Here is a 13,244-nt window from a genome sequence, read left to right on the forward strand (position 1 = left end):
TAACTTTCTGGTTGATGACGACTGGTCTTAACCAACCAATCATAATGTCAGCTTTTAAGCTTTATCATCAATAAATAACAGGGCAAATAAAAAACTGGCGCTCATTGAACGCCAGTGCTTTACAATAATGTCAGATTATAAAATGAATGGTTTAATAAAGGGTCAAAATCGGCTAAGTTATCAATCCAAGCGCTTGCACCAAGCGTTTATTTGGCTCAACTTTATTCATGCTATAAAAGTGCATCGCAGGGACGCCCTCATTGATTAAGCGCTCACAAAGCCTAAATACCACCTCAAAACCAAACTCGCGAATGGCTTTGGTATCATCGCCAAAATCACTAAGCTTGCGGCGTAAATAGCGCGGAATGTCCGCCCCGCAGCTGTCCGCAAAGCGGATCAAATTGCTTGAGTTGGTAATGGGCATGATTCCTGCGACCAACGGCTTATCATCAGTATCAATACCGCGCTGCTCTAAGGCATCACGCAAATATAAATAGCTGTCGGCGTTGTAAAAAAACTGCGTGATGGCAGCGTTCGCGCCAGCGTTATATTTGTTCACTAGGTTATCAATGTCAAACATAAAGCTGCGCGCTTGCGGGTGCATCTCAGGGTAAGCGGCGACTTCGATATTAAAATAATCACCTGAATGCTCGCGGATAAACTGAACCAAATCAAGGGCAAAGGGCAATTGCCCCATACCCACTTGACCTGACGGCAAATCACCACGAAGGGCAACCAAGCGCTTGATCCCTAACTGCTGATAATGATCAAGCAATTCTGCAATCTGCTTTTTATCATCGCCAATGCAAGAAATATGCGGCGTGATAGGCGTGTCGCTGCGACCATTGAGCGCCTCAACGATGCTCAGTGTTCGATCTCGCGTCGAGCCGCCCGCGCCATAAGTCACTGAAAAATAAGCCGGAGACAACTCATTAAGCTCATCAAAAGTGCTAAGCAGCTTTTCATGACCAACTTCAGATTTTGCCGGAAAAAACTCAAACGAAAAAGCAGGCTTGCTCACTCAATGCTCCTTAGTACTTATATTCTTCAGGCTTAAAAGGACCTTCAACGCTTACGCCAAGATAGTCTGCTTGCTCATCGGTCAGTTTGGTCAAAACGCCGTTAAACCCTGCGACCATCGCGGCGGCAACTTCTTCATCAAGCTTTTTGGGTAACACGCGAACGTATAAGTTGTCAAAGCGCTCATCCACAGGCAATTCAGCAAATTTTTGCTCAAACAAGTACATTTGCGCCAAAACTTGGTTGGCAAATGAGCCGTCCATCACGCGCGACGGGTGACCGGTGGCATTACCAAGGTTCACTAAGCGACCTTCAGCCAGCAAAATCAAATAATCGCTGTCATCATCTGAACGGAATACTTGGTGAACTTGTGGCTTGATTTCGACCCAGCGCCAGTTGTCACGCATAAATTGGGTGTCAATTTCGGTATCAAAGTGACCGATGTTACAAACGACCGCACCCGATTTAAGCGCAGCAAGCATATTTTTATCACAAACGTGATAGTTTCCGGTCGTGGTGACGATCAGGTCGGTATCTTGAAGCAATCGCGTGTTGATACCCTCTGCGCCGCCGGTGTTGTCGCCGTTAACGTAAGGTGAAAGCACTTCATAACCATCCATGCAAGCTTGCATCGCGCAAATCGGATCGATTTCTGATACGCGAACGATCATGCCTTCTTGACGCAGACTTTGCGCTGAGCCTTTGCCCACATCGCCGTAGCCGATGACCAAAGCGCGGCGACCGGCTAGGAACATGTCGGTGGCGCGTTTGATCGCATCGTTTAAGCTGTGGCGGCAGCCGTATTTGTTGTCGTTTTTGGACTTAGTGACGGCATCGTTCACATTAATGGCAGGAACTTTTAACGTGCCTTTTTTGAGCATGTCGATTAAACGGTGAACGCCAGTGGTCGTTTCTTCAGAAATACCGTGAATGTTGTCCAAAAGTTCAGGATATTTATCATGGATCAGCGCGGTTAAATCGCCGCCATCATCCAAAATTAGGTTAGCATCCCAAAGCTTGCCGTTTTCTTCACCGCTGACAAACAACTGCTGACGTAAGCACCAGTCGTATTCTTCTTCCGTTTCGCCTTTCCAAGCAAACACAGGGATTCCAGCAGCGGCAATGGCAGCAGCAGCATGATCTTGGGTTGAAAAAATGTTGCAAGACGTCCAGCGAACATCAGCGCCAAGGGCAACTAGGGTCTCAATTAAAACGGCAGTTTGGATCGTCATGTGAATACAGCCGACGATTTTGGCGCCTTTTAAAGGCTGCTCGCTTTCATAGCGGCGGCGAAGCCCCATCAGGGCAGGCATTTCAGCTTCGGCAAGGCTGATTTCGCGGCGACCGTAATCGGCAAGGCTAATATCAGCAACTTTGTAATCGGTAAATGACGGGTTGATGGTGTGGGCAGAGGGGAGATTTGACACTGCGTCCATAACTTGCTCCTATCGAAAGGTGATAAAAAGACTAAAACGCAGGTGTCGTTGTTTTGACCGCAAAAAGCAGTTTCCCGAGCCTGACAGCAGCACAGCTACTGGCGCAACACCTCTCGGCGGGGAATATTGTAAAGGATGAAGTAGGCTTTGTCACCTGTTGCGAGCAATTTTGCTGGCGCCAAAAAAACCGTCTATAAGCGACGGTTTTTTTAAATTTAGCAATTTTTGAGTAAAAATTAAAACCAGTTATAGGTTAACGCGGTGAAAAAGTTAGTTCCATCAGTATTATAACCAGGCGTGGTGACGTATTTCTTATTGGTAATGTTGTTTAATCGCGTGGTCATCGATAAGTTGTCGCTAAACTGATAAGTGCCACTGATATTGAACAAACCATAGCTATCGATTAATTGCGCCTCACTATTGGCAATGCCACTAAAATAGTCATCTACGAATTGATATTCAGCGCGCAAATCAAGACTTGGCAAACGGTATCCTGCGTAAACTAGACCTTTATGTTTAGGACGATAAGGCAAATAATTGCCATCATTGCTGCCGCCACTACTGTCTTTAGCTTGCTGATAATCGTAGCTACCACCAAATAGATAGTCATTAATTACCCAATCGGAAGTTAATGAGATACCTTTGATTTTAGCTTCGGCAAAGTTTTCACTGCTTCCCGCCCATTGGTCTTCAGGGGTCGGCTTTGGCACATAGCCGATTAAGTCATTGACTTTGTTATGATAGCCGGTTAGGCGAGTGACTTGACTGGCGTTATTAAATTCAGTAAAGGCTTCGTAGTTATCGCTCGTTTCTGGTCTTAAGTTTAAATTTCCAGATCCTGGATAATACAAATCATTAAACGTTGGGGCGCGAAAGCCTTTAGCATAGTTAGCGCCAACTCGAAATTCAGGGCTAATATTATAAGCACCGCCAAGATTATAAGTGGTCTTGTCGCCATATTGCGAGTTGTCATCAAAGCGAAGGTTAGCTTGAGCATCAAATTGCGGACTTGCTAACACATAGCCTAAAAACGCGCTCTTCACATCGCGATCATCAATATTATATTGACTCGTATCAATACCTTGATTGAGATATTCTAAGCCGTAAATACCTTGCCCTACAGGTAACTTATGCTGACCAACAAGGCTGATTTGATCTTGCTTGGTATTGTAAACGCTTTGGTACGTCGGGTTGTCGGATTTATCAATGGAGTGACCGTATTGCAATTTAAGCGATGAGCCGGGTAGATAACGCCAATCGACAAAGGCTTGAGCTGCGCCGTTTTCTTGCTTGGCAAAAGCATTGCCAACTCCTGCATCAAAATCGCTAGTTGATTTACTATAAATGGCACTAGCGCCAGCCAACCACTGATCGTTAATTCGCTGATTTAAAGTGGCACTAAAGTTATTACTTTTAAAGCCATCATCATCTGGGTTATAAGTGTACTCTCCTGAGCTTGGATTGGTTGCGTTAAAACCGTCCGTTTGATTGCGGCTTGCACCAATGCTCATGGTCGTTCCTGAACCGTTGGCGAACTGCGCGTTTGCGCCATACGTGTAATGATCGTGCGAGCCTGCGCCTGCGGTTACTGAAAAGTTGGTCTTATCGACGTTTGCGCCTTTGGTAAAGACCTGAATCACGCCGCCCATCGCATCTGAGCCATAAAGGCTTGATCCTGATGCGCCATATAAAATCTCAACGCGATCGATTTGATCGGCAGGCAATAAGTTAAGAGCAGGGGTTCCAAGCGATAGTGAGCTATAACGGACGCCATCAATCAATACCAAAATCTGTTTGCTGTCGTAACCACGAACGTAAAAGTTATTTGCTGTGCCCATGCCGCCATTAGTGTAATGACTAAATCCTGGCTGACGCATAATAACATCAAGCGCTGTCTGACCTTGATAACGCTTAAGCTCCTCGCTATCGATAACTCGGGTTTGCGCAATGGTATTGCTGATTTTGGTTGGCGTTCGCGTTGCGGTGACAGTAATTTTATCAAGCTCCACTTGCGGTAGCGCGTCGTCATTGCGATCTATTTCTGCCGCCGTGGCTGAAAGCGTTGCCATGCCAAGCGCGCTTAAAATACAAAAGTGCAAATACGTGCTTGCTTGCTTTGATGTTTGCATAATCTTTTCCCAAAACCTCAATACTAAGTTTATCAACTAACTACTGGCTAAATTGTCACCAACGATCGCCATCAAAATATGCGCCTATTATCTATAAAAAAAGGCGGTATTAAAACCTTTATTAAGCTTATGTTTCCTCAAGGTTAAATGAATTTTATTCAGAGTAAAAATTAGTAACCTTTACTTGATCTAAAAAATTGTGAGCAAAATCAGCATAAAGCTAAATAAAGAGCTAGAAAATCAAAACTTTAACAGAGGCTTAATGTTTCTTTCCTCGTTAATCCGTTAAGATAAGAGACTGATATTTTTAAGCATCATTCACGAGGTTTGTTTTGTTGTCCGCGCGTCCTACTAAAAACGTATTTTCAACTTGGTCATCGCCATTATTTACTTTAATAGCGACTTTTTTAAGTATTCTTAAAAAATGTCCGCAATTACACGTTCGCCGAATCATCGTTGCTGCATTATTAACCGTTCAGTTAGGACTTAGTGCAAGCTTGGCAGCAGAGGGCGGCGTCCTTGGTCTTGGTGGGACAACAAGTGAGGAGAGCGCTCCTGAATTGCCGCCTGATCCTTTTGGTCGCGATACGCCGCGCCATACGGTTCAAGGGTTTATCAGTGCGCTTGGGGAAAATGACTATTTGCTGGCAAGCAATTATCTTAATTTATCCAAAGCCGACAACCCAGCAACAGTGGTTCGTCAATTTAAACAAGCGCTTGATGCTGGAGGTAGGTTTCAGCCGGATTTGCAAATTAACAACTCCCCTGAGGGCAATTTGACCGATCAATTGCCTGCCAATCAAGAAAAAGTCGGCAGCATTAATATTGGTGATAAAAGCGTCCCGCTCGTTCTTGAGCGTATGGACTCAAAAAAAGGTGAGCAGTATTGGCAATTTTCTAATGAAACTTTGCGCTCAATTCCTGAAGTGATTGAACACACCACGCCAACGTTGGTCTCAAAATATTCGATCGATTCCCTTAATGGCAAAAAGCTGTTCGGCTATCAACTTACCGATTTGGTCGCCGCGCTTGGGCTGACCATCAGTGGTTTTGTTTCCACTTATATTGTTGTTTGGCTGCTATTTCATCTGCTCAAATTTATCTATCCGCGCGTTCGTGGGACGCCGCTGCCGTTGCCAAATAAAGTTATTTTACCGCTTGCTGTGGTGATTATCGCGGTAACATTGTCGGAGGTGATGGTTTACGCGGGCGTTTCGGTCACGCTGCGAGAGCCTGTTAAGCGCTTCACCGATATCGCACTTTGGCTTGCGCTTACTTGGCTACTACTTCGCGTGATTGATGCCATTTTTACCCGCGCTGAAAATTTAAGTTATAAGAAAAACTATACTGAGCGCGTGTCAATTTTGGGACTGCTTCGCAAAATCGTCAAAGCGCTGCTGCTTATTTTTGCGGTCATTGTCATTTTTGGCAATTTGGGATTTGATTTAACTACAGGGATTGCCGCGCTTGGGGTTGGTGGTTTGGCGCTGGCTTTAGGGGCGCAAAAAACGATTGAAAACTTGGTCGGTAGTGTGGTGGTGGTTGCTGATTCGCCCGTTCGAGTGGGTGATTATTGCAAATTTGGCACTTATGAAGGCACAGTGGTGGATATTGGCATTCGCTCATCGCGCGTCCGAACACTGGCGCGAACCATTGTGACCATTCCTAACGGCGATTTTTCCTCCATGCAAATTGAAAACTTTGCTGCCCGCGATATGTTCCGATTTTTACATCAAATTTATATCAAACGTAGTGCAGACATTGAAGTGGTTTTTAAGATGGTTAAAGACTTAGACGGCTTTTTGGACAAGCATTATTTGACCAATAGCGAGTGGAACCAAGTCAATATTTTAGAGCTGCGTCAAGATTGCTATGTCATTCAGCTGCAAGCTTATGTGAATGCCAGTGGTATTGCTGAATTTTATAATAAGCAAAATATTATTTTTGTTGATATCTTACAAAAGGTTGCTCAATATGATGTTGAGCATGCACTGCCAACTCAGCAGTTAATCGTTGATGAACAGTTGCACCAAGAAAACTTGCCTGCTAAGCGATTTAACGCCCCAGATTTGGTGAAGGCGGTTCACGATAAATTTGAATCAACGCTTGATGATAAAGGCAATCAAGACAATAGCGACGCGCAAAAAAAGCTTCTTGAGGAAGTCGAAAATGCCGCTTATGCCACGGATATCAGCTACGATGAGCGAGCAAAAGCGGCGCAGTTAAAGCAGCAAAGCAAAAAGCCACTTCATAAACGCCAATACAAACGGGCGCAAAAAGGCTTTCGATTTCCAAAATTTAAGCATTTGGAAAAATAGTTAATCACCAATATCAAAAACAAAAAAGGACAGCAATCGCCGTCCTTTTTTATCTTAATTTAACTACTTATTTAGCGTCTTTTTCATCGGTTTTTTGTTTTTTAAGCAATACCAAAACCGCGCCATTGCCACCATCTTTGGCAGGCGCTGAACAAAACGCCAGCACTTCAGGAAGCTGGCGCAACCAGCCATTAATACAGGTTTTTAATACCGCATCGGTGCCTTTACCATGAACGATTTTGACGACCGTTTCATTGTTTTGCTTAGCTTGTGATAGCAACTGTGTCATGGCTGCGCGCGCCTCATCAATCGTGCAGCCGTGAATATCTACCGCATCAAACCAGCGCAATTTACCTTGCTTTAACTGAGTAAAGATTTTGTTTTGTAGCGTTGCTTGTTTATACGATAAATAGGCTTCGCCGGATACTGGATTTAATAAAGCTTGCATGTCCGAAAGCCCCGCGCCAAGCTGATTTTCCTCGCCGCCTTGAGCTGCTGCGCGTTTAGATAGCGTTGCGGCGTCAGGCTTGGTCGTGCTACCACCGGCAGGCGGGCGAACATTTTTATCGGCTAAACGGTTCACCCCATGCATCGCTTGCAAAAACAGCACTTTGTCATCGTCCAATTGCTCGCTATCAAGCTTTTTGACAGTTTTTTTAACTTGCTTTTGGGTCGGAAGGGAGATCGGCTCAGTTGGCTTTTGATTGTCGCCATCAGGGCTACTGGTATCACGACCGCGGGTAAGCTCACTTTTAAGCGCTTTAAGTTGGTCTTGCATGTCTTTTGAAAATAAAGAATTTGCCATAAGAATAAACTGTCAGTTAAGAAAAAAGAGAAGTCATTTAAAAATATTTAAGTAAAAAGGTTATACCTGCGCTGCGACCGATTCAAGTAAAGATTGTAACGCCGCGCCGGGGTTGTCAGTTTTCATAAACTGCTCACCGATTAAAAATAGGTTAATATTTTCATTGAGCATCAAGCGAATGTCCTCTGCGCTATGAATGCCGCTTTCGGTGACGATGAGCGGGTTTTGTGATTCATCTGCTGCCAAATGTTCTAGCAAAGTTTGCTTTAAATCAAGCGTCGTTTGTAAGTTCACCTCAAAGGTATTTAAGTTGCGATTATTAATGCCATAAATATTATGCTTAGATTTTGGCAGCAATAACGCACGCTCAAGCTCCGCTTGGGTATGAATTTCAATCAAAACGTCCATACCAAGATCGATGCTCACTTTATGCAATTGCCGAACGCTATCATCATCAAGGCACGCCATAATTAACAAAATACAATCCGCGCCCAGAACAAACGATTGATAAATTTGATATTCATCGACCATAAAGTCTTTTCGAAGTACCGGAAGCTTGCAAGCAGCGCGCGCTTTAATCAAATACTCATCGCAGCCTTGAAAATAATCGCGATCGGTCAATACGGACAGACAAGCTGCTCCTGCTGCCTCATACTGCTTAGCAAACGTGACGGGATCAAAATTATGGTTGATGATGCCTTTTGATGGCGACGCTTTTTTAATTTCAGCAATCACGCCCAAATTTGCCGATCGTAAGGCATTGGCAAAGCCGCGACGAGGCTCAGTGATATTTTTTGCTTGAGCTTTGATATCGTCAAGCGAAGTTTGCTGTTTTGCAGCGGCAACTTCTTCATGTTTGGTGGCAACGATGCGCTGAAGAACGGAAGGTATTTCCGGATTTGTTGATGCGGTGATGGTCATAATCTTTCCAAAAAATACATTTAAACAAGCAAAATTTAGGCAGAAGCGGCAAGCTTTTGAGAATAGTCGGCAAGCACTTGCATCTTGGCGAGCGCTGAGCCGTCATTGATAACGCTTTGGGCTTTTTTAACGCCATCGGCATAGCTTGATGCAATTCCTGCGGTATAAATTGCCGCGCCGGCATTAAGCGCAATCATATCACGAGCTTTTAAGATACTTTTATCATCTGTTGAATTGCCGGACAGCGCCGATGAAATGAGCTTTAAGCTGTCCTCAGGGGATGCAACATCAAGACCCACTAAAGCTTGCGAGTCGATTCCAGCGTGCTCGGGCAGCAAATCGTAAACGCTAATTTCGCCGTCTTTTAATTCGGCAACGGTGGTGGCGGTGGCAAGGCTGATTTCATCCAAGCCGTCTTTAGCACCAACGACCATCACATGACGCGCCCCTAAGTTTTGCATGACTTTGGCTAAAGGCTCGCAAAGCTGAGCGGTAAATACCCCAATAACTAAGTTTGGAACGCCAGCAGGGTTGGTTAAAGGTCCTAAAATGTTAAAAATCGTTCGCGCTTTAAGCTCGCGCCGAACGGGATTGGCGTAACGCATGGCGCTGTGGTGATTGGGTGCAAATAAAAAGCCAATGCCTTGATTTTCAATGCAATCAAGCGTTTGCTTTGGGGTTAAGGCTAAGCTGATTCCCGCTTTTTCAAGCAAGTCTGAACTTCCAGATTTGGTCGAAACGCCGCGATTGCCATGTTTGGCAACTTGAGCGCCGGCGGCTGCCGCAACGAGCGCTGATGCGGTGGACACGTTAAATAAGTTGGCGCCATCGCCGCCTGTACCGACAATATCGACCAAATTCGCGCAATCTTTTGGAGCGATATTGTCCGCCAAATCGCGCATGGCGGTAGCCGCAGCGGTAATCTCCTCAATCGATTCGCCTTTCATGCGAAGTCCGGTCAAAATCGCACCCATCATGGCTTCGCTGCATCTGCCATGCATGATAATTAGCATGACTTCATGCATCTCATTAAAGGTCAAATCAATATGCTGAAAAATGCGTTCAAGGGCGGTGGTCAAAATTTTATGAACGTCATCATCGCTCAAAGCTGCGATATCAGTCGCTTTTTTTGTTGGAATATTAGTCATAAGGGTTCACTTAGTTTTTATTTTTAAATTTAAAACGTAATGGCTCAGCCCACTTGCGGCAAGTTGTCAGAGCTTAACACTGCCAAATCGTGCGCCGCCAAAAAATTGTTTAATAGCTGATAGCCTGCTTCACTTAAAATCGATTCAGGATGAAACTGAACGCTTTCAATATCGAGTGTTTTGTGGCGAAATCCCATGATTTCCTCGATGCTGCCATCCGTGTTTTGCGTCCAAGCAGTGACCTCAAAGCAGTCGGGCAAGGTGTTTTTATCGACGACCAATGAGTGATAACGCGTGACCTCAACGGGGTTTGGCAGATCAGTAAAGACGCCTTGATGGTTATGATAAACCTTGGACAATCGACCGTGCATCACAAGCCCGGCTTTAATCACATCACCGCCAAAAGCTTGACCGATGGCTTGATGACCCAGACAAATCCCCAAAATGGGAATGATGCCTTGAAGCTGATTGATGACTTCAAGCGAAATCCCCGCGCGATCGGGGTCGCAAGGTCCAGGACCGATGACAATCACGTCAGGAGCAAGCGCTTTAATGTCCGCAATCGTTGCCTGATCGTTACGCCAAACGGTGATGTCCTGCTTTAATTCACCAAAATACTGTACAATATTGTACGTAAAGCTGTCGTAATTATCGATCATCAAAATCATAAGCTTGTCAACCTGATTGAAACATTGAAAGCGGCAAAAGCCGGTTGGTGGTGGGCTAAAATTAATAGTTAAGGTTTTTTTGAGTTCAAAGGATTCATTTAATAGTTTGAGTCAGTAGCTAGGATATCTTACCATTATTTTGGCAAGCTGCCATGGTAAGCTTGATTATAGCCAAAACTAGGGCGCAAAATCCAACCGCAATTGCAAAGTTTGCCCAAAGATTAACCGCTTATTTATTGCAAACCATCATCGCAATCATAAATTTTTGAAAAGTTCGCTTAACCACTCAAGCAATCTTAATCAGAAATTGTTAAAATAGCCAAAGCTTTTAAGGTTGCAATGATTTAATCGCTTGTATTGTGCTGACAACCATCTGCCACCGGCTACCACGACCATCACGAGGAATCTTTTTTATGTCGAATAAATTATTAGAGCTTATTGAATCGTCAAACGCCAAATGGGTGGATTTTCGCTTTACCGACACCCGCGGCAAAGAGCATCACATCAGCTTTCCGGCAGCAAGCATTGATGATGAGGTGATCGAAGACGGCAAAATGTTCGATGGCTCATCAATCGCTGGCTGGAAAGGCGTTGAGGCGTCCGACATGATTTTGCGACCTGATCCTGAAACGGCGTTTATTGACCCGTTTTTTGATGCCGTGACGGTGGTGGTCACTTGTGACATCATTGAGCCATCAACCTTGCAAGGCTATGAGCGCGATCCACGCTCGATTGCGCGCCGAGCTGAAGAGTATTTAAAATCAACGGGCATTGGCGATACCGCATTTTTTGGTCCTGAACCTGAGTTTTTTGTGTTCGACGAGGTCAAATGGTCGATCGCCATGTCAGGGGTCAGCCATGCGATTATCGCTGAAGAAGCGGCTTGGTCGAGCAATAACAGCTACGAGTGGGGCAATATGGGTCACCGTCCGCGCGTTAAAGGCGGCTATATGCCTGTGCCACCAATTGACAGCAGCCAAGATATGCGCTCGGTCATGTGTGAGCGCTTAGAAGAAATTGTCGGCGAGGGCAGCATCGAAGTTCATCACCATGAAGTAGCTCCTTGTCAGCTTGAAATTGGTGTCGCGTTTAACACCTTGGTTAAAAAAGCCGATGAAGTTCAACAGCTTAAATACGTCGTTCACAACGTTGCTCATCAGTTTGGCAAAACGGCAACCTTTATGCCAAAGCCAGTCGTTGGCGATAACGGCTCTGGCATGCACGTTCATATGTCGATTTCAAAAGACGGTCAAAACATCTTTTCAGGCGATGAATATGCTGGTCTTTCGGAAACGGCGCTATATTTTATCGGCGGGATCATCAAGCATGCCCGCGCGCTCAACGCCATCACCAACCCATCGACCAACAGCTATAAGCGCCTTGTGCCGCATTATGAAGCGCCGATTAAGCTTGCGTATTCAGCGTCGAACCGCTCAGCGTCAATTCGTATTCCTCACGTGTCAAGCCCCAAAGCCGTCCGCGTTGAAGCCCGATTCCCTGATCCTGCGGCAAACCCATACTTGACTTTTGCCGCGCTATTAATGGCAGGGCTTGACGGGATTCAAAACAAAATCCACCCCGGGGAAGCTGCCGACAAAAACCTTTACGATTTGCCTCCTGAAGAAGGCGCGCAAATCCCAACGGTTGCTGAAAATCTTGAAGTTGCCTTGCAAGCGCTTAAAGACGACCATGAGTTTTTATTAAAAGGTGATGTGTTTACCAAAGACATGCTTGAAGCCTTTATCGCGCTTAAAGAAGAAGAAGTGCTGCGCTTGAACATCACCGTTCATCCGGTCGAGTTTGATATGTATTACAGCTGCTAATCTTTATTTTTTTAAAGTTTAAAAACCAGTTAGGGGTTGCCTTAGCTGGTTTTTTATTGAGCGCTGATTTTAAAATAGCCTGTTTTTTAGAAAAATATACCGCATAATAAGCTTGATAACGTTAAACAAATTTTTAAAATTTGGAAAAGTATAATGAAAAAATTTGCAAAATGGCGCGCTTATAAAAGCGTTGGGGCAGTGGTAGTGCTGGCAAGTTTTAGCATGATCGCAATGGCAACGCCCATTTATAAAGTCGTTGATGACAGCGGTCGCATCACTTTTACCGACAACCCGCAGCATTATGAAAATCAAGCCGGAAAAACGATTACCCCTGTTGCCGTTTCTGAAAGTACGGCGCTATTAAATAATCGCACCGCAAACAATCAAGCTGTAAGCCAACCTGCGCCGCCTCAGCAAACAAATCATCAAAACAGTTCGCAAAGTACGGCAGCAAACAATGCTCAAACCAGTAACGAAAACAGCAGCAAAACCAAACCGCAACTGCCAAGCCCCAGTTATCAGCTAACCATGACCGAGCCTTCAGCTGAACGCGCTTATCGTCGCCCTGCACAAAATATCGTGGTCAATTTGCAAGTCAAGCCTGCGCTTAAATCAAGCGATAGTGTCACCATTTATATCGATGGCGCAGCGATTGCTCAAGGCTTAAGTGCAAACGTTCCTACCGTCGATTTAATGCCAGGGCAGCATACCATCAGCGCAGCGATTACCAACAAATCAGGTCAAACAATCTCCCAAGTCTCGCAGACGGTTTATGTCATCCAAAACACGACCGTTTTGCAAAATAATAAAAAAATTGCGGCGCAGCTGCAAGCTTATGAGCGGCTATCGTTGCCACAAAAAATACTGCTTAAACTCCGTCAGGACAACATCAACCAAGCCGAAGCCGCTAAAAAACGTCAAACCGCGCCTAATGATCCCTTTGGCGCGTTGATTGGAAAGTAAATGGGCAATAAAA

Annotated in this window: 10 protein-coding genes; 3 read left to right on the forward strand and 7 right to left on the reverse strand. The window is 45.0% G+C overall.

The features are described 5' to 3' along the window. Nucleotides 1-172 precede the first annotated feature (172 nt). The 3 genes from metF to HF322_RS00955 form a co-directional block, all read right to left on the reverse strand. Complete coding sequence (gene metF, locus HF322_RS00945) at nucleotides 173-1,021, reverse strand: methylenetetrahydrofolate reductase [NAD(P)H] (RefSeq protein ID WP_169391522.1); 849 nt, start codon at nucleotides 1,019-1,021, stop codon at nucleotides 173-175. A gap of 10 nt (nucleotides 1,022-1,031) precedes the next feature. Next, a complete protein-coding gene (gene ahcY / locus HF322_RS00950; RefSeq protein WP_169391523.1) occupies nucleotides 1,032-2,456 on the reverse strand; it encodes an adenosylhomocysteinase in 1,425 nt (474 codons plus the stop codon). 236 nt (nucleotides 2,457-2,692) lie between these two features. Continuing rightward, complete coding sequence (locus tag HF322_RS00955; RefSeq protein WP_169391524.1) at nucleotides 2,693-4,585, reverse strand: TonB-dependent siderophore receptor; 1,893 nt, start codon at nucleotides 4,583-4,585, stop codon at nucleotides 2,693-2,695. 335 nt (nucleotides 4,586-4,920) lie between these two features. Between HF322_RS00955 and HF322_RS00960 the strand changes: the two genes are divergently transcribed. Further along, nucleotides 4,921-6,903, forward strand: a complete 1,983-nt coding sequence (locus tag HF322_RS00960) for a mechanosensitive ion channel family protein (protein ID WP_219848135.1) — start codon at nucleotides 4,921-4,923, stop codon at nucleotides 6,901-6,903. 67 nt (nucleotides 6,904-6,970) lie between these two features. Here HF322_RS00960 and HF322_RS00965 read toward each other — a convergent pair whose 3' ends face one another. The 4 genes from HF322_RS00965 to HF322_RS00980 are packed head-to-tail and all read right to left on the reverse strand — an operon-like array spanning nucleotide 6,971 to nucleotide 10,445. Next, the gene (locus HF322_RS00965; protein ID WP_169391525.1) at nucleotides 6,971-7,708 is read right to left on the reverse strand and encodes a Smr/MutS family protein; all 738 of its coding nucleotides are present in this window, start codon (nucleotides 7,706-7,708) and stop codon (nucleotides 6,971-6,973) included. 60 nt (nucleotides 7,709-7,768) lie between these two features. Further along, nucleotides 7,769-8,629, reverse strand: a complete 861-nt coding sequence (trpC, locus tag HF322_RS00970) for an indole-3-glycerol phosphate synthase TrpC (protein ID WP_169391526.1) — start codon at nucleotides 8,627-8,629, stop codon at nucleotides 7,769-7,771. A gap of 35 nt (nucleotides 8,630-8,664) precedes the next feature. Then, nucleotides 8,665-9,777, reverse strand: a complete 1,113-nt coding sequence (gene trpD / locus HF322_RS00975) for an anthranilate phosphoribosyltransferase (RefSeq protein WP_169391527.1) — start codon at nucleotides 9,775-9,777, stop codon at nucleotides 8,665-8,667. Nucleotides 9,778-9,821: 44 nt separating this feature from the next. Beyond that, nucleotides 9,822-10,445, reverse strand: a complete 624-nt coding sequence (locus tag HF322_RS00980; RefSeq protein ID WP_169391528.1) for an aminodeoxychorismate/anthranilate synthase component II — start codon at nucleotides 10,443-10,445, stop codon at nucleotides 9,822-9,824. 413 nt (nucleotides 10,446-10,858) lie between these two features. Between HF322_RS00980 and glnA the strand changes: the two genes are divergently transcribed. Then, entirely contained in the window at nucleotides 10,859-12,268 is a 1,410-nt protein-coding gene (glnA, locus tag HF322_RS00985; RefSeq protein WP_169391529.1) for a type I glutamate--ammonia ligase, read from the forward strand. Nucleotides 12,269-12,421: 153 nt separating this feature from the next. Further along, a complete protein-coding gene (locus HF322_RS00990; RefSeq protein WP_169391530.1) occupies nucleotides 12,422-13,231 on the forward strand; it encodes a DUF4124 domain-containing protein in 810 nt (269 codons plus the stop codon). Nucleotides 13,232-13,244 lie beyond the last annotated feature (13 nt).

Source organism: Psychrobacter sp. MF31, assembly GCF_012847335.1.
Classification (GTDB): Bacteria; Pseudomonadota; Gammaproteobacteria; order Pseudomonadales; family Moraxellaceae; genus Psychrobacter.